The 17,209-nt window shown below is 72.2% G+C and carries 16 protein-coding genes; 7 read left to right on the forward strand and 9 right to left on the reverse strand.

Going from position 1 to position 17,209, the window contains the following annotated elements:
* Positions 1–4 precede the first annotated feature (4 nt).
* Positions 5–1,375, reverse strand: a complete 1,371-nt coding sequence (locus tag ACZ69I_RS35580) for a glutamine synthetase family protein (protein WP_467682169.1) — start codon at positions 1,373–1,375, stop codon at positions 5–7.
* 75 nt (positions 1,376–1,450) lie between these two features.
* Here ACZ69I_RS35580 and ACZ69I_RS35585 point away from each other — a divergent pair, with 75 nt between their 5' ends.
* From ACZ69I_RS35585 to ACZ69I_RS35595, 3 genes are all read left to right on the forward strand, one after another.
* The gene (locus ACZ69I_RS35585) at positions 1,451–2,209 is read left to right on the forward strand and encodes a FadR/GntR family transcriptional regulator (RefSeq protein ID WP_470836633.1); all 759 of its coding nucleotides are present in this window, start codon (positions 1,451–1,453) and stop codon (positions 2,207–2,209) included.
* A gap of 153 nt (positions 2,210–2,362) precedes the next feature.
* A complete protein-coding gene (gene eat / locus ACZ69I_RS35590; RefSeq protein ID WP_470836635.1) occupies positions 2,363–3,808 on the forward strand; it encodes an ethanolamine permease in 1,446 nt (481 codons plus the stop codon).
* 5 nt (positions 3,809–3,813) lie between these two features.
* Positions 3,814–4,530: a gamma-glutamyl-gamma-aminobutyrate hydrolase family protein gene (locus ACZ69I_RS35595; protein WP_470836636.1), complete on the forward strand. Its 717-nt coding sequence runs from the start codon at positions 3,814–3,816 to the stop codon at positions 4,528–4,530.
* On the opposite strand, the gene ACZ69I_RS35600 is transcribed toward ACZ69I_RS35595, so the two are convergent.
* The 3 genes from ACZ69I_RS35600 to ACZ69I_RS35610 form a co-directional block, all read right to left on the reverse strand.
* The gene (locus ACZ69I_RS35600; protein WP_470836637.1) at positions 4,487–5,467 is read right to left on the reverse strand and encodes a phosphotransferase family protein; all 981 of its coding nucleotides are present in this window, start codon (positions 5,465–5,467) and stop codon (positions 4,487–4,489) included. The genes ACZ69I_RS35595 and ACZ69I_RS35600 overlap by 44 nt on opposite strands.
* 137 nt (positions 5,468–5,604) lie before the next feature.
* Positions 5,605–6,063: a DNA-binding protein gene (locus ACZ69I_RS35605; protein ID WP_470836639.1), complete on the reverse strand. Its 459-nt coding sequence runs from the start codon at positions 6,061–6,063 to the stop codon at positions 5,605–5,607.
* 76 nt (positions 6,064–6,139) lie between these two features.
* On the reverse strand, positions 6,140–7,114 hold the full coding sequence (locus tag ACZ69I_RS35610; protein WP_467682157.1) for a LysR family transcriptional regulator: 975 nt from the start codon (positions 7,112–7,114) through the stop codon (positions 6,140–6,142).
* 71 nt (positions 7,115–7,185) lie between these two features.
* On the opposite strand from ACZ69I_RS35610, the gene ACZ69I_RS35615 reads away from it, so the two are divergent.
* Positions 7,186–8,373, forward strand: coding sequence for a TDT family transporter (locus ACZ69I_RS35615; RefSeq protein WP_470836640.1), 1,188 nt, complete (start codon positions 7,186–7,188; stop codon positions 8,371–8,373).
* A complete protein-coding gene (locus ACZ69I_RS35620) occupies positions 8,370–8,768 on the forward strand; it encodes a GNAT family N-acetyltransferase (RefSeq protein WP_470836642.1) in 399 nt (132 codons plus the stop codon). The genes ACZ69I_RS35615 and ACZ69I_RS35620 overlap by 4 nt, the downstream gene beginning before the upstream one ends.
* 1 nt (position 8,769) lies before the next feature.
* On the opposite strand, the gene ACZ69I_RS35625 is transcribed toward ACZ69I_RS35620, so the two are convergent.
* The 5 genes from ACZ69I_RS35625 to ACZ69I_RS35645 all read right to left on the reverse strand — a co-directional run bounded on the left by ACZ69I_RS35625 (position 8,770) and on the right by ACZ69I_RS35645 (position 15,082).
* A complete protein-coding gene (locus tag ACZ69I_RS35625) occupies positions 8,770–9,495 on the reverse strand; it encodes a helical backbone metal receptor (protein WP_470836675.1) in 726 nt (241 codons plus the stop codon).
* Positions 9,496–9,517: 22 nt separating this feature from the next.
* Positions 9,518–10,093, reverse strand: a complete 576-nt coding sequence (locus ACZ69I_RS35630; protein ID WP_470836643.1) for a helix-turn-helix domain-containing protein — start codon at positions 10,091–10,093, stop codon at positions 9,518–9,520.
* Positions 10,094–10,198: 105 nt separating this feature from the next.
* Positions 10,199–11,188, reverse strand: a complete 990-nt coding sequence (locus tag ACZ69I_RS35635) for a hypothetical protein (protein ID WP_470836644.1) — start codon at positions 11,186–11,188, stop codon at positions 10,199–10,201.
* 170 nt (positions 11,189–11,358) lie between these two features.
* Positions 11,359–13,968 carry an ABC transporter permease/substrate binding protein gene (locus ACZ69I_RS35640; protein WP_470836646.1) on the reverse strand — a complete coding sequence of 870 codons (2,610 nt, stop codon included), beginning with the start codon at positions 13,966–13,968 and terminating at the stop codon, positions 11,359–11,361.
* Positions 13,961–15,082 (reverse strand): quaternary amine ABC transporter ATP-binding protein, encoded by a 1,122-nt coding sequence (locus ACZ69I_RS35645; protein ID WP_470836647.1) that lies wholly within the window; start codon positions 15,080–15,082, stop codon positions 13,961–13,963. The genes ACZ69I_RS35640 and ACZ69I_RS35645 overlap by 8 nt, the downstream gene beginning before the upstream one ends.
* Positions 15,083–15,400: 318 nt before the next feature.
* On the opposite strand from ACZ69I_RS35645, the gene ACZ69I_RS35650 reads away from it, so the two are divergent.
* Complete coding sequence (locus ACZ69I_RS35650; protein WP_467682143.1) at positions 15,401–16,306, forward strand: 5'-3' exonuclease; 906 nt, start codon at positions 15,401–15,403, stop codon at positions 16,304–16,306.
* Between the two features lie 51 nt (positions 16,307–16,357).
* A complete protein-coding gene (locus ACZ69I_RS35655; RefSeq protein WP_467682141.1) occupies positions 16,358–17,194 on the forward strand; it encodes a siderophore-interacting protein in 837 nt (278 codons plus the stop codon).
* Positions 17,195–17,209: the final 15 nt, after the last annotated feature.

Here is a 17,209-nt window from a genome sequence, read left to right on the forward strand (position 1 = left end):
TGCCTCACATGCGTTCGAAGGAGCGGCGGAGCTCCCAGTCGGTCACCGCGGAGTCGAAGGCGTCCAGCTCGACCCGCGCCATGTTGCGGTAGTGGGCGACCACCTCGTCACCGAAGGCGGCCTTGGCGATGGGGCTGTTCTCCCAGAGCTCGGCGGCCTCCCGCAGCGTGGTGGGGACGTGCGCGTAATCGCCGCTGTAGGCGTTGCCGGTGCACTCCTCGGGCAGTTCGAGCTTCTGTTCCATGCCGTACAGACCCGCGGCGACGAGTCCCGCGACCGCGAGATGCGGGTTGACGTCGCCGCCCGGCAGCCGGTTCTCGAAGCGGAGCGAGCGGCCGTGGCCGACGACGCGGAGTGCGCAGGTGCGGTTGTCGTACCCCCAGGCGGCGGCGGTCGGCGCGAAGGAGCCGGGCCGGAACCGCTTGTAGGAGTTGATGTTGGGCGCGTACAGCAGGGAGAAGTCGCGCAGCGCCGCGAGCTGGCCGGCCAGGAAGTGCCGCATGACGGGTGACATGCCGCCCGGGTCGTCCGCAGAGCCCGCCATGACGTTGGTGCCGTCGGCGTCCTGGAGCGAGAGGTGGATGTGGCAGGAGTTGCCCTCGCGCTCGTTGAACTTCGCCATGAAGGTGAGCGAGACGCCTTCCTGGGACGCGATCTCCTTGGCGCCGGTCTTGTAGATGGCGTGCTGGTCGCAGGTGACCAGGGCCTCGTCGTACTTGAACACGATCTCGTGCTGGCCGGGGTTGCACTCGCCCTTGGCCGACTCGACGGTCAGCCCGGCGGCCGCCATGTCGTTGCGGATGCGGCGCAGGAGCGGCTCGACGCGGCCGGTGCCGAGGACCGAGTAGTCGATGTTGTACTGGTTGGCCGGGGTGAGGCCCTTGTACCCGGCGTCCCAGGCCTGCTCGTAGGTGTCCTTGAAGACGATGAATTCGAGCTCCGTGCCGACGTGCGCGGTGAAGCCGAACTCGGCGAGGCGGTCCAGCTGGCGGCGCAGGATCTGGCGGGGGGCCGCGACCACCGGCGAGGAGTCGTTCCAGGCGAGGTCCGCGATGAGCATCGCGGTGCCCTCGTTCCAGGGGACCCGGCGCAGGGTGGAGAGGTCGGCGCGCATGGCGAAGTCGCCGTAGCCGCGGTCCCAGGAGGACATCGCGTAGCCGTCGACGGTGTTCATCTCGGGGTCGACGGCGAGGAGGTAGTTGCAGCCCTCCGTGCCGTGTTCCAGGACCTCGTCGAGGAAGAAGCGGGCGGCGAACCGCTTGCCCTGGAGCCGCCCTTGCATGTCGGGAAAGGCCAGGACGACAGTGTCGATCTCACCGCTCGCCACGAGGGCGGTGAGCTCCTCGACGGCGAGCGGGGGTGTGCGGTCTGCCACGGGAAAAGCCTCCTTGGGTCAGCCGGGAGCCATAAGGTATTGCGGAGAACCTTTGCTTGGGAAGGGGGTACGGGCATGTCGCACACGGAAGAGGGCACCACCGGTGGTGTCCCGCCCGAAACGGAGGACGACCGGCTGACGCCGGTCCTGCGGCCGGTGCGGGCGGGCAACGGCTTCGAGGAGGCCCTGGAGCAGATCCTCCAGGTGGTCCGCCTCGGCCTGGTGCCCGGCGGCGAACGCCTGCCGTCGGAACGGGAGTTGGCCGACCGCCTCGGCATCAGCCGGGTCACGCTGCGCGAGGTCCTGAAGGTGTTGCAGGACCAGGGCCTGGTCGAGTCGCGGCGCGGGCGGTACGGCGGCACCTTCGTACGGCCGCGCCCCGAGGCGCCCGGCGAGGACGAGCTGCGCCGCCGCATCAAGGACGTCGACGTCGAGGACGCGCTGCGCTTCCGCGAGGTCCTCGAGGTCGGCGCGGCCGGGCTCTGCGCGGCCCACGGCCTGACCGGCGAGCAGGCGGACCGGCTGCGCTCGGCGCTCGACCGGACCCACGACGCGCCCCTCGCGGAGTACCGCAGGCTGGACACGCTCCTCCACCTCACGCTCGCCGAGCTGTGCGGGTCGCCCTCGCTCACCGCGCAGTACGCGGCGGTCCGCGCGACCGTCAACGACCTCCTGGACTGCATCCCGCTCCTGGTGCGGAACCTGGAGCACTCGCAGCGCCAGCACACCGCGCTCGTCGAGGCGGTGCTCGACGGGGACGCGGACGGCGCGCGGGAGATGATGCGCGAGCACTGCGCGGGAACGGCGGCCCTGCTGCGGGGCTTCCTGACGTGAGCCGCGGGCCTCGCCGCGTGAGGCGCTGTTAACCGCCGGGTAACGCAGGGGGCTTGATTTCTCCCACCCGGCACGGCAAAGGTATGGATCCGTTCCATTGCGTGTCCCGCAGCAGTCGAGCAGATCCATGTGCCGCCACATAGGAGCCGTGCCATGACCGTGGAGTCCACCAAGCCGAGCCCCGCCGAACCGGCGGACGACTATCTGGAGCGCAGAACGCTCCGCAGGGGCAGCGCGGGCTGGCTCCTGCTCACCGGACTCGGCGTCGCCTATGTCGTCTCCGGCGACTACTCCGGCTGGAACTTCGGCCTCGCGGAGGGCGGCTTCGGCGGCCTCGCCATCGCCATGGCGCTGATGGGCGTGATGTACGCGTGCATGGTCTTCTCGCTGGCCGAGCTCTCCTCCGTACTGCCCACCGCGGGCGGCGGCTACGGCTTCGCGCGCCGGGCGCTCGGCCCCTGGGGCGGCTTCCTGACCGGCACGGCGATCCTCATCGAGTACATCCTCGCGCCCGCCGCCATCTCCATCTTCATCGGCGACTACGTGGAGTCGCTCGGCCTGTTCGGCCTCACCTCGGGCTGGCCGGTCTACCTGGCCTGCTTCGTCGTCTTCATCGGCATCCACCTCTGGGGCGTCGGCGAGGCGCTGCGCTTCAGCTTCGTGGTGACCGGCGTCGCGGTGGCGGCCCTGCTGGTCTTCGCGGTCGGCGCGCTCCTGGACTTCGACGCGTCGAAGCTGAACGACATCCCGGTGGACACCGGCGCGTTCGGGGCCAACTCCTGGCTGCCGATGGGGCTGTTGGGCATCTGGGCCGCGTTCCCGTTCGGCATGTGGTTCTTCCTCGGGGTCGAGGGCGTGCCGCTGGCCGCCGAGGAGACGAAGGACCCGGCGCGCACGCTGCCCCGCGCCATCCGCTGGTCGATGGCCATCCTCGCCGCCCTCGCGCTCCTCACCTTCTTCGCGTCGGCGGGCGCGCGCGGCGCGAACGCGATCCAGGGCGCGGGCAACCCCCTGGTCGAGGCCCTCCAGCCGGACGGCGGGGCGACGGGGCTCAGCCGTGTCATCAACTACGCGGGCCTAGCGGGCCTGGTGGCCTCCTTCTTCTCGCTCATCTACGCGGGCTCGCGCCAGCTCTTCGCGCTCTCCCGGGCCGGCTACCTCCCCCGCTTCCTCTCGCTCACCAGCAGCCGCAAGGCCCCCTACCTGGGCCTGCTCGTCCCGGGTGCGATCGGCTTCGGCCTGGCCGCGGCGACCGGCGACGGCGCCCGCATGCTGAACGTCGCGGTCTTCGGCGCGACCATCTCGTACGCCCTGATGTCGCTCTCACACATCGTGCTGCGCCGCCGCGAGCCGACCCTGGAGCGGCCCTACCGCACGCCCGGCGGCATCGTCACCTCGTCCGTGGCGCTGGTCCTCGCCTGCGCCGCGCTGGTCGCGACGTTCCTGGTGGACGTGACGGCGGCGCTGATCGCGCTCGGGGTGTACGTGGTCGCCATCGGCTACTTCGGCCTCTACAGCCGCAAGCACCTGGTGGCGCGCGCGCCGGAGGAGGAGTTCGCGGCGCTCGCGGCCGCCGAGGCAGAGTTGGAACGCAACTGAACACCATGGTGAGGGAGAACGCGGTGAGCGGCAGGCCACTGATCGGGGTCAGCACCTATCTGGAGTCCCGTACGAGCTGGGGCGTGTGGGAGCTGCCCGCGGCGCTCCTGCCCGCGGGCTACCCCCGGCTCGTCCAGGCGGCGGGCGGTCTCGCCTCGATGCTGCCGCCGGACGATCCCGGGTACGCGCGCTCTGTCGTCGACCGGCTCGACGGCGTGGTCGTCGCGGGCGGCCCCGACGTCGAGCCCGCGCGGTACGGCGCGGAGCCGGAGGAGCACACCGGGCCGCCCGCGCGCGAGCGGGACGCCTGGGAACTCGCCCTGATCGAGGCCGCGTTGGCGTCCGCAACACCGCTGCTCGGCATCTGCCGCGGCATGCAGCTGATGAACGTGGCACTCGGCGGGACGCTGGTCCAGCACATGGAGGGACACCGGGAGCGGGTGGGCGTGTTCGGCACGCACGCGGTGAAGCCGGTACCCGGCACGCTCTACGAGTCGATCGTGCCGGACGCGAGCACGGACGTGCCGACCTACCACCACCAGGCGGTGGACCGCCTCGGCCGGGACCTGGTGCCCTCGGCGTACGCGACGGACGGCACCGTCGAGGCCGTCGAACTGCCCGGCCCCGCCTGGGCGCTCGGCGTGCAGTGGCATCCCGAGATGGGCGAGGACACGCGGGTCATGGCAGCGCTGGTCCGCGCCGCGTCGCGAGCCGCGTCCTGAGCCACGCCACGGCGGCCGCACCCTGCGCCGCCTGAAAGGCGCGCAGGGTCGGCAGCCCGGCCGGTGCGGGCCGCAGCGACTGCCGCACGAAGTACCCGGCGAGACCGGCCAGCGTCGCGGTCACGCCCCGCGGGTCGGCCGCGCCGCCCACCCGCTGGGCGGTGAACACCTCCTCCGGGTCCGGGCCGCCCTGGGCCCGCACGCACGGCAGCATGAGGAGCAGGTCGAACCAGGGCGCGGCGCGCAGGGCGTGCGGCCAGTCGACGAAGACGACTCGGTCCCCGTCGGCCGCGAGCAGCATGTTGTCGGCGCGCAGGTCGCCGTGGGCGAGCGTGTCGCCGGACGCGAACTCGGCCCACGGCGCCGCGAGTTCGGCGAGCGCGGGCAGATTGCGGCGTATCCACGGATCGATCCGCTCGTCCGCCTCCGCGCCCTGCTCGATCAGCCGCTCCCACCCCCGGAAGATGCCCGAGACGGCCTCGACAGCGGTGGGGGCGGCCACCGGCGCGGGCGTGAGGACCCGCGAGAGGCCGTCCACCGCTCGCAGAACGCGGGCGAACTCATCGCCGCGCCAGGGCACTTGCGGCTGACGTCCTGCCACGTCCTCGAAGGCGAGGGCGACCCAGGTCCCGTCGTCGTAGCAGGCCAGGAACCGGGGGACGGGGACGGCGGCGGGCAGAGCGGCGGAGTTGCGGGCCTCGGCGCGGTGCAGGCGGGGGCTGCCCGGGTTGGCCTCGGCGCTGACGGCCTTGACGAACGCCCGTCGGCCGTCGGCGAGCCGCACCCGGGCGGCCACGCCGGGCGAGAAGCCGCCGCGCTGCGTCACCGCCTCGACCACGGCCGCGCCGAGCTCACCCTCCAGACCCGCGCGGACGTGCGCGGGAAGCGCCCACCACGGGGTGCGGACGCCGGTCGCCGGGGGCGCGGTCACGTTCATGCGCCCATGGTGGGCGCGGGCCCGTGGGCGACGCCAGACATTTTTCTTCGCGCCGGGTGTCCGACAGCACCTTCGCGCCGGATGTCCGGCAGCTTCCTCCGCCAGGATCTCCGCCGCATCCCCCGGCGGACGACGCGCTACTCCCCCTCGCCCGCCGTCCGCGCCACCAGCCGCTCGTACCGCTGCCGGGCCGCCTGCGGGGTGCCGAGGCCGAGCCCGAAGGCGATCTCCGGCCAGGTCATGCCGCGCCCCCGCGCCATCTGGAGGAGTCCGGTCTCCAGCTCGTCCATCTCCCCTCGGGCCATGGGCAGCAGGGTGAGCGCCGCGGTGATGTCGGCGTGGTCCACCTCGGGTTCGCCCTCGACGGCCTTGGCGGCGCCGCTGAGCAGGAACGAGACCAGCCTGACGGCCTCATGCGGACCGAGCGCGGTGGGGTGGACCTGCCTGCGGCGCTGTTCGTCGTCGGCGGCGTGCCGCTCGGCGAGGCGGGTCAGCGAGGCGTAGACGCGGTGGGAGCGCGCCTCGTCGGGGTGGGGCGGGGTGAAGGGGTCCGCGGCGGCGGCGCGGCCGGGAGTCGATGCCGGGTTCGATGCCATACGCCCAGCATGGGGCGCCGCACCGATCATTGTCAACGACTCATTGTGAACACTTTGTTTATCCGCGTTCCGGCTCCTACGTACGCCGCGTCAGCGCCAGCAGATCCCGCCCCGGCCCCGCCGGGCGATGCCCCGTCGGCCAGACCGCCCGCAGCTCCCTGCGCAGCCGTACGTCCGCCAGCGGGATCTCCACGAGGCGCCGGGCCGCCAGCTCCTCGCCCACCGCGAGTTCGCTGAGGACCGAGGGCCCCGCTCCGCTGACCGCCGACGCCTTCACCGCCGTCGTCGACGACAGCTCGATGAGCGGCCGGGCGAGCCCGCCGAGCGCCGCTTCGAGGACCTGCCGGGTGCCCGAGCCCTCCTCGCGCAGGATCAGCGGCGTCGCCGCCAGCTCGGTGGCCGCGAGCGGCTTCCTGCGCCGCGCCCACGGGTGGCCGGGCGCCGCCACGACGACCAGCCGGTCGTACGCGACGACCACCTCGTCGAGCCCGCCCGGCACGGTGAGCCCCTCGACGAAGCCGAGGTCCGCCTCACCGGCCAGCAAACGGGCGGCGACGGCGGCCGAGTTGCCCGCGAGGAGCGACACCGCCGTGTCCGGCCGCTGGGTCCGCAGGGCGATCAGCCAGCCCGGCAGCAGGTACTCGGCGATCGTCATGCTCGCCGCGACCCGCAGCCGCGAGTCCCGCCGGTCCCGCAGCGCCTGCGCCCCCGCGTCGAAGGCCTCGGCCGCCTCCACGATGCGGCCCGCCCAGTCGGTGACGAGGGCGCCCGCGTCCGTGAGGCGCGAGCCGCGCGGCGACCGGTCGACGAGGGCGACGCCGAGCTGCCGCTCCATGGCGCGCACCCGGCTGCTCGCCGCGGGCTGCGTGATGCCCAGCTCGCGGGCGGCCCGCCCGAGGCTGCCGAGCCGGGCCACCGCGAGCAGAAGTTGCAGCGCGCCGAGGTCGGGCACCCGGTGGGCGAGCGAGGCCTCGGGGACGCTGGGGTAGGCGGCGGAGCCCGGAGATCCGGGGGACGCGGGAGTGGCGGGAGACGCAGGGGACGAGCTCATAAAGTCAGCTTATGCCCCCATAGAAGCGTGCTCCCTGGTGGCGGTCCCCCTCTCTGTACGACGGTGGACCCATGGTCACCACCGCTCAGCCCACCGCCTCCGCGGGCGCCCCCCGCACGACCGCCGGCACCCGCCTCGACGCGGTCCGCCACCTCGGCCCGAACTGGTACGCCTCCGTCATGGGCACCGCCATCGTCGCCAACGCCGGCGCGACCCTGCCGTACGGATTCCCGGGCCTGCGCACGGCCTGCACCGTCGTGTGGGCGCTGTCCTTCGTGCTGCTCGCCGTCCTGCTCACCGCCCGCGCCGCGCACTGGGTCCACCATCGCGACCAGGCTCGCACGCACCTCCTGGACCCGGCGATGGCGCCGTTCTACGGATGCCTTTCGATGGCGCTGCTCGCGGTCGGCGGCGGCACGCTCCTCGTGGGCGGGGACTGGATCGGCACGGGCGCCGCCGTCGCGCTCGACACCGTGCTGTTCGCCGTCGGTACGGCCATCGGCCTGGTGGCCGCCGTGGCCATCCCGTACCTGATGGTGGTCCGCCACCGCATCGCCGCGGACCAGGCCTCGCCCGTGTGGCTGCTGCCCGTGGTGGCCCCCATGGTGTCGGCGGCCGTCGGCCCGCTGCTCATCCCCCATCTGCCCCCCGGCCAGGCCCAGCAGACGATGCTCTACGGCTGCTTCGCGATGTTCGGCCTGAGCCTGCTCGCCACCCTGGTGATGCTGCCGGCGATCTTCGCCCGCCTGGTGACGGCGGGCCCCCTGCCGCTGTCGCTCACCCCCACCCTCTTCCTGGTCCTCGGCCCGCTCGGCCAGTCGACGACCGCCGCCAACAAGTTCGCCGACTTCGCCCCGGGCGTCGTGCACGCCCCGCTCGAACGGGGCTTCCTCGCCCTGGCCGTGCTCTTCGGCGTCCCCGTCATGGGCTTCGCCCTGATGTGGCTGGGGCTCGCCGCGGCCATGGTGGTGCGCGCCCGGCGCCGCGGCATGGGCTTCGCGATGACCTGGTGGGCGTTCACCTTCCCCGTCGGCACCTGTGTGACGGGCGCCGAGGGCCTGGGCAAGCACACCGGGCTCGCGGTGTTCGAGTGGCTCGCGGTCGCCCTCTTCCTCTTCCTCGTGACCGCCTGGACGGTGGCGCTCGCCCACACCCTGCGCGGAGTCGTCGACGGAAGGCTCCTGGCGGCACCGGCCCCGGTACCGGCGCTGAATACCCCGTGGAGTCCGCCCGCCGCGCCCTCTACGCTGCGGCCATGACGATCACCTACGAGTGGCGCGGTGACTTCGACGACCGGGCCGTCGACGCGCTGCACGCGGAGGCGTTCGAGCACGCCCCGCTGACCGTCGGATGGCACGCCCAGGTGCACCGGCACAGCCTCGGCTGGGTCTGCGCCCGCTCCGCGGGCCGGTTGGCCGGCTTCGTCAACGTCGCCTGGGACGGCGGGGTGCACGCCTTCGTCCTGGACACGATGGTCGCCCGCGACCTGCAGGGAGCCGGGGTCGGCGCCGGACTCGTGGCCGCCGCGGTCCGCGGGGCCCGCGCGGCGGGCTGCGAGTGGCTGCACGTCGACTTCGACGCGCACCTGCGCCCCTTCTACTTCGACGCCTGCGGCTTCCGGCCGACGGACGCCGGGCTCATCGCCCTGCGCTGAGTCAGCACCGCGGCCGGGCCGCGCGCAGCGCCGCGCCGAGCACGGCCGGGGCCTCGGCGAGCGACGGGCCGTACCAGGTGAGGTGGCGGCCGCTGACCAGGGCGGCGGGCAGGTGGGCGGGGAACGCCTCGGGGCCGTCGTCGCGCGTGAAGCGGTACGGCTCGTCCGGCAGCACGACCAGGTCGAGCTCCGCCGCGCACAGCTCCTCCACCGGCACCCGCGGATACCGCTCGGCGTGCGCGGCGTACGCGTTGTCGACGCCCAGGCGGGCGAGGAGGTCGCCCGCGAACGTGGAGCGGCCGAGGACCATCCAGGGCCGCCGCCAGACCGGGACCGCCGCCCGCAGCCGGTCCTTCGGCGCGGGCAGCTCCCGCCACGCGGCCTCGGCCTCCGTCAGCCACCCGGGCCGTCCCGCGCCGCACGCCGCGAGGACCCGCGTCAGCTCCCGGAAGGCCTGCGGCAGCGTCCGCACCTCGGTCACCAGGACCTCGACGCCTGCCGCGCGCAGCGCCGCCAGGTCGGCGGCGCGGTTCTCCTCCTCGTTGGCGACGACCAGGTCGGGGGCGAGGGCGACGATGCGGGGCACGTCGGGGTTCTTCGTGCCGCCCACCCGGGTCACGTCGAGGTCCGCCGGGTGGCTGCACCAGTCGGTCGCCCCGACCAGCGCGCCCGGCACGGTGACGGCGACCGCCTCGGTCAGCGAGGGCACCAGCGAGACGACCCGCAGCGGGTCGCGGGCGAGCGGCACGTCAGCGCCCCCTGTCGTCCACGGCCTCGATGTGGTCCCCCACGGCGACCACCAGGACCCGGGTGTCGGGCACGGTGGCCCGCCAGCGGTGCCGTACCCCGCCCGTGAGGAAGAGGGTGTCGCCGCGTCCGAGGCGGTAGGCCCGGCCCTCGGCCTCCATCTCCACGGCGCCCTCGACCACGTACATCAACTCGTCGTTGCGGTGCTGGAATTCGCGGCCCTCGTCGTGGTCCCCGATGAACTCCAGGGCGTGCAGCTGGTGGTGGCCGCGGGCCAGTTCGCGTACGCGTGCGTCGGGGGTGGAGCCGTCCAGGTCGGTGGCGTCGTCGGCGCGCACCACCTCGACGGTGCGGGCCGGGTCGGCGGCGGCGAGGAGCTCCACGTCGGTGGTGCACAGGGCGTCGGCGACGCGCTGCAGGGAGCGCATGCTCGGCCGGGCGCGCTCGTTCTCGATCTGGCTGAGGAACGGCACGGAGAGACCGCTGCGCTCGGCGACGACGGCCAGGGTGAGCTCCAGCTGCCGGCGGCGGCGCCGCACGGCCGAGCCCACCCGGAGGGTCTCCTTGTGCTCGTCCATCGCCTCGGCTCCCTTCAGCGGATCGGCCCGCTCTCCACCCTGAGGGGTTCTCTGCACCCTACGCATGTTCGCCAAACGGTTTTGCCCCGTTGCCCCGACCGCCCGCTACAGCTTGTGCCAGTAGAGCAGTTGTCCTGACTCCCCGGGGGCGGAACCCTCGGTCGGCACGAACAGGCTGACGAGCAGGGCGGGTTGGCCCCGCGGATCGGTGAGCAGGGTCGCGGAGGGGTTGGCGAAGGCGCGGCTGCCGCCGTGGGTGCGGATGCCGAGGCGGTCCGCGCGGCCACTTGAGGGGTCGTACGCGTAGGTGCCCCAGCTGCCGAAGTCGTCCGGCCGCCCCTGCCCCTCGACGAGCACCACGCGCTGCCCGCCGAGCGTGACCGGTGACCGGTCGCCTATGTTGCCGCCGTTGCCGCGGCTCTGCACGGCGCGGTCCAGGCGGTGGTCGGGCTCGGCGTGCCAGTGCCGGAAGCCGGTGAGGGTGGCGCGCAGCTGCCGGTCGGTGTCGCAGCCTGCCCGGTAGTGGCCGGTGAGGTGGATCGTGGCGCCGCGCACGGCGGTGACGCTCGGGGTGCCCTCGGCGCAGTGCGAGAGGGTCAGGGGTGCGTCGAAGGCGCGGCGGGCGCGCCCGTCGAGCAGCGCGGCCGGGTTCGCGTACGCGCGTACGGCGATGTGGTTGCGGGGGTCCTTCTCGTAGGCGAGGACGTAGCCGCCGCGGCCGTCGTGGGCGAGGGAGGCCTGGTGGGTGCCGGGCCCGAAGTCGTGGCGGCGGTGCCAGTGGCGCAGGTCGGCGGAGGTGGCGACGGCGGCGTGGAAGCGGCCGTCGGCCAGGAGCGTGTGGTAGACGGCGAGGTACGTGCCGTCCTGGGCCTGCGCGATCTGCGCGGCGTCCATGGTGCGGCCGGTGTGGTCCCGCGCGTCGTAGCGGTGGCCGTCGGCGGTGGTCACGTCCTCGGCGAGCGCGGCCAGGCGCGCGGTGGCCGCGGAGGCGGGGACGGCGTCCGCCCGGGCGAGCTGCGCGACGAGCAGGGCGGCGGCCAGGGCGGTCGCGAGGGCCACGACGAGGAGCGCGGTCCTGGGGTGCCTTGCGGTCACGGGTGCGGTCTCACGTTCAGGTGTTCGAGCCGGAGGTCCGAGGAGGGGCGAGGGGCGGCGAGGAGGGGCCACGTCGAGGTTAGGGACTCGCGGCCCCCGCGGGAACGCCGGAAGGGGTGGGCTTCGCCACAAGGCGAGGCCCACCCCTCGGATGCTGCTGACCGGCGGAGCTACTTCGCGGAGGTCATCTTCTCCTCGAAGCCCGGGTGCTTCTTCAGCCAGGCGTCGACGGCCTTGGGCTCGTTGTTCTTGCCCGCCTTGTTGATCTCGTTCTCCAGACCGGCCAGTTCCTTCTCGCTCATCTTGAAGTTCTTGAGCCACTTCGTGAGCTGCGGGTACTGGTGGGGGAAGTCCTTGCTGGAGAGCGAGCGGATCGTGTTGCCCTTGCCGAAGCCGCCCTTGGGGTCCTTCAGCTTGGTGAGGCCGTACTCGCTGTACGCCCAGTGCGGCGACCAGAGCAGCACCGCGATCGGCTCCTTCTTGGCGTACGCGGCCTTCAGCTCGGAGAGCATCGCGGGGGTGGAGCCCGCGGCGATCTCGTACTCGTCCTCCAGGCCGTACCCCGGCAGGACCTTGTCCTTGAGGGCCTGCATCACGCCGGTGCCCGGCTCGATGCCGATGATCTTGCCCTTGAACTTGTCGCCCTTGCCCTTGAGGTCCTCCAGGGACTTCACGTCCTTGACGTAGTCCGGGACGGCGACCTCGAGGGACGTCGGGCTGTACCAGGAACCGAGGTCCTTGAGACTGGCCTTGTTCTTGTCCCAGTACGTCTTCTGCGCCGTGGGCAGCCAGGCGTCGAGGTTCAGGTCGATGTCACCCTGCGCGAGGCCGGTGTAGGCCGGGCCGACGTCCGCCGGCGTCAGCTCCATCTTGTAGCCGCGCTTCTCCAGGACGCGCTTCCACAGGTTGGTGACGGCGACGTTCTCGTCCCAGGCGAAGTAGGCGGCCTTCAGCGGACGCTTCTTCTCCTCGCCGCCCGAGTTCTCGGGCAGCGGGGCCAGCTTGTCGACGACCTTCGGGTTCTTCTTCAGCCAGGCACGGACGGCGTCCTGCTGCTTGCCCTTGCCGGCCTTGTTGATCTCCGCTTCGAGGCTGGTGAGCTGCTTCTCGTCCATCTTGAAGTTCTTCAGCCACTTGCCGACCTCGGGGTTCTCCTTCGAGAAGCCCTTGCGCGCCAGGGTGTGCACGCCGTCGCCCTTGCCCCAGGCACCCTTCGGGTCCTTGAGCTTCTTCAGGTCGAAGTCGTTGTACGCCCAGTGCGGGGACCAGAGCGGGACGACGATCGGCTCCTTCTTGGCGTACGCGGCCTTCAGCTCCGACAGCATCGCCGTGGTGGAGCCGTCGACGACCTTGTACTCCTTGTCGAGGCCGTACGCCTTGAGGACCTTGCTCTTCAGGAGCTGCATCTCGCCGGCGCTCGGCTCGATGCCGACGATCTTGCCGCCGAACGTGCCGCCCTTGCCCTTGAGGTCCGCGAGCGAGTTGACGTCCTTCATGTACGAGGGGACGGTCAGCTCCAGCGACGTCGGGCCGTACCAGGCGCCGATGTCCTCCAGCTTGTCGCCGTACTTCTTCCAGTACGTGGAGTGCGTCGTCGGCAGCCACGCGTCGGTCTGGAAGTCGACGTCGCCCTGGGCGACGGACGTGTACAGCGGACCGGCGTCCAGCAGGCTGGCGTTCACCTTGAAGCCGCGCTGCTCCAGGATCTCCTTCCAGAGGAAGGTGGAGGCGATGCCCTCGTCCCAGTTGATGTAGCCGATGTTGATCTGCTTGCCCTGGCCGACGTTCTCGCTGTCGGCCACCGACTCGGACTTGGTGCCGCCGAAGATGCCCATGCCGCCCGCGACGAGCGCGAGGACGACGACGCCGACCATCGCCACGACCGGGCGGGGGCGGTAGTTCCACACGGTCAGGCCGCGCGCGGCCCGCAGCTTGGCGAGCGCGCGGCGGCCGAGCGGCGAGACCTGGCTGCCCAGGCCGCTGGTGACGCGGTCCAGGTAGATGGCGAGGATGACGATGGAGACGCCCGCCTCCGCGCCGAGACCGACGTCGAGCTGGCCGATGGCCGCGTTGACGTCGGCGCCGAGGCCCGGGGTGCCGACCATGCCGGTCAGGGCCGCCATGGAGAGGCCGAGCATGATGACCTGGTTGACGCCGGCCATGATCGTCGGCAGCGCGAGGGGCAGCTGGACGCGGAAGAGGGTGTTGCGGGGCGTGGTGCCGAACGCGTCGGCCGCCTCGACCAGTTCCTTGTCGACCTGCCGGATGCCGAGCTCGGTCATGCGCACGCCGGGGGCGAGCGCGAAGACGATCGTGGCGACGATGCCCGCGGGGGCGCCCATCCGGAAGAACAGCAGCGCCGGGATGAGGTAGATCATCGCGGGCAGCGTCTGCATGAAGTCCAGGACGGGCCGGACTATGCCGCTGACCGTCTTGGAACGCGCCGCCCAGATGCCCACGGGCACGGCGATCACGAGCGCCACGAAGGTCGAGACGAGCACCAGGGACAACGTCATCATCGCGTTGTCCCACAGCTCCAGGGACACGATGAACGCGAAGCCCACGAAGGCGAGGACACCGCCGAGCAGCCCGCGCAGCCAGAACGCGACGACGGCGAGTATGCCCGCCATCAGCAGCGGCTCGGGCCCGGAGAGGACGTCGTAGACGCCGTCCCACATGTTCTGGAAGAGGGTCTTGATGAACGAGAACAGCCAGTCCATGTGCGTCCTGGACCATTCGACCGCGTCGTTGACCCAGTCGCCGAAGGGAATCCTAGGCACCGCTGCTCACCTTGCCCACGTTCTTGCCGTCCTCGTCCACCGTGGGTACGGAGGCGGGGGTCGCGTCCTGCGGCTCCGCCGCCGGTTCCGAGTGCATCGACTCGCCGAGCACCGCGAGCAGCCTGGCCCGCGGCACGACACCGACGAGCTTGCCGTCGGCGTCGGTCACGGCGACCGGCACCTCGCTCGTCGAGCAGGGGGTGAACAGCTCGATGATCGGCGCGTCCTCGGTGACCGTGGCGGGCGCGTCGGCGCGCACGAAGTCCTCGTCCGGCTCGGCCATGATCGCGCCCGCGGTGAGCACCCGGGACCGGTCGACGTCCTGCGTGAAGGAGGCGACGTAATCGTTGGCCGGGGTGACCAGGATGTCCTGCGAGGTGCCGATCTGGACGATGCAGCCGTCGCGCATGACGGCGATCTGGTCGCCCAGGCGCATGGCCTCGTTGAGGTCGTGGGTGATGAAGACGATGGTCTTCTTCAGCCGCTTCTGGAGCACCAGGAGCTGATCCTGCATGTCGCGGCGGATCAGCGGGTCGAGCGCGCTGAACGACTCGTCCATGAGGAGCATGTCGGCGTCCGTGGCCAGCGCGCGGGCCAGGCCCACGCGCTGCTGCATGCCGCCGGACAGCTCGTCGGGCCAGGACTTCTCCCAGCCCTTGAGCCCCGCGAGCTCCAGCGCCTCGGTGGCGCGCTTCTCGCGCTCGGCGCGCGGCACGCCCTGCACCTCGAGGCCGTAACCGGCGTTCTCGAGGACGCTGCGGTGCGGGAAGAGCGCGAAGTGCTGGAAGACCATGCTGATCTTCTTGGAGCGCACCTCCCGCATCTCGCGGGCGCTCAGCTCGGTCAGGTCCTGACCGTCGAAGCGCACGTGACCGGCCGTCGGCTCCGACAGCCCGTTGAGCATGCGCAGCAACGTGGACTTGCCGGATCCGGAGAGACCCATGACGACGAAGATCTGGCCCGGCTCGACCTCGAAGGAGGCATCGATCACGGCAGCGGTGGTGCCGTCGGCGCGCAGCTCCTCTCGGTCGGCTCCGTGGCGGAGTTTCTCCACCGCGTCATCGGGTCGTCTGCCGAACACTTTGTACAAGTGTTCGGCCTGCAGCCTGGACACATACACCTCTCGGGTTGAACCAAGACGGCCCGCCTCCCCCGCCGGCGGGCCGTGGAGCGGCGCGGGGTCCGCCCGCTTACCGGCTCGAAAAGTTGAATCCTCGACCGGGTTGGCTCCGGGTGCGCCCCTGCCCGCACTTACCCGAACCAAACCAAGGAGTGTCCCAGGTCACATCCGTTGCGTGATCGTCCCGGCCTCGTCACCATGCGCAACGCGCACCCGCCGCGGGCCCCGCGGCCGAAGCGCCGTGCGCAGCACGTTCGCACGGTCGGTGCCGTGCGGCATGATGCCGATGTGACTCAGCGAACACGACGGCTCATGCTTCTCGACACGGCCTCCCTCTACTTCCGGGCGTACTTCGGGGTCCCGGAATCCATGAAGGCCCCGGACGGCACTCCGGTCAACGCCGTGCGCGGGCTCCTCGACTTCATCACCCGTCTCGTCCTGGACCACCGCCCGGACGACCTGGTCGCGTGCATGGACGCCGACTGGCGCCCGCACTGGCGCGTCGAGCTCATCCCCTCCTACAAGGCGCACCGCGTCGCCGAGGAGACCAGGACGGGCCCGGACGCCGAGGAGATCCCGGACACGCTCTCGCCGCAGGTGCCGATCATCGAGGCCGTCCTCGACGCGCTCGGCATCGCACGCGTGGGCGTCGAGGCGTACGAGGCGGACGACGTGATCGGCACCTTCGCCGCCCGCGCCACGGGCCCGGTGGACATCGTCACCGGCGACCGGGACCTCTATCAGCTGGTCGACGACGAGCGCGGCATCCGCGTCCTGTATCCCCTGAAGGGCGTCGGCACGCTCCAGATGACGGACGAGGCGTGGCTGCGCGAGAAGTACGGCGTGGACGGGCCGGGCTATGTGGACCTGGCGCTGCTGCGCGGCGACCCGAGCGACGGCCTGCCGGGCGTGCCCGGCATCGGCGAGAAGACGGCCGCCAAGCTGCTCGACGCCTTCGGCGACCTGGCCGGGATCATGGCCGCCGTCGACGACCCGAAGTCGAAGCTCACCCCCTCGCAGCGCAAGCGGCTCGACGAGTCCCGCGCGTACGTGGCGGTGGCGCCGAAGGTCGTACGGGTGGCGGGCGACGTGCCCCTGCCCGACGTCGACGTCGCGCTGCCCCGCGAACCCCGCGATCCGGCCACCCTCGACGAGCTGGCGGCCCAGTGGGGCCTCGGGGGCTCGCTGCAACGGCTGCTCGCCGTCCTGCACCCCTGAGGTGTAACTTAGGCAAGCCTAAGCAATCGTGGATCAGGGGAGGCCGTCGCCATGGCAGAACGTCCGGCACGCAAAGCACCGAAGGCCCATGTCGCACGGGTCGTGCGCACGGAGCGGCTGACCCCGCACATGCAGCGCGTGGTCCTCGGCGGCGAGGGCCTCGCCGAGTTCACCACCGCCGGGTGCACCGATCACTATGTGAAGCTGCTCTTCGACGCCGAGGGCGTCACCTACCCGGAGCCCTTCGACCTCCAGCGCATCCGCGAGGAGCTCCCGCGCGAGCAGTGGCCGGTGACCCGCACGTACACGGTGCGGTGGTGGGACGCCGAGACCCGTGAGCTGGCCCTGGACTTCGTGATCCACGGCGACGAGGGTCTCGCGGGACCGTGGGCACGGACCGTCGAGGCGGGCGCCACGGTGCGCTTCCAGGGTCCGGGCGGCGCGTACGCCCCGGGCGCGGACGCCGACTGGCACCTGCTCGCGGGCGACGAGAGCGCCCTGCCCGCCATCGCCGCGGCGGCCGAGGCACTTCCCCGGGGCGCCGTCGCGCACATCTTCGTCGAGGTCGAGGGCCCGGACGAAGAGCAGAAGATCGCCACGGATGCGGAGATCACCTGGCTCCACCGCGGCGACCGCCCGGTCGGCGAACTCCTCACCGAGGCCGTCCGCTCCCTGGAGTTCCCCCCGGGCACCCTCCAGGCCTTCGTGCACGGCGAGGCGGGCTTCGTGAAGGAGCTGCGCCGCTATCTGCGCGTGGAGCGCGAGATCCCGCGTGAGCAGCTCTCCATCTCCGGCTACTGGCGCCTCGGCCACAACGAGGACGGCTGGCAGGCGTCGAAGCGGGAGTGGAACGCGCAGGTGGAGGCGGAGCAGGAGAAGGCGGCCTGACGCCATGGGCCCTGA

It is taken from the genome of Streptomyces sp. NPDC036815 (assembly GCF_055609205.1).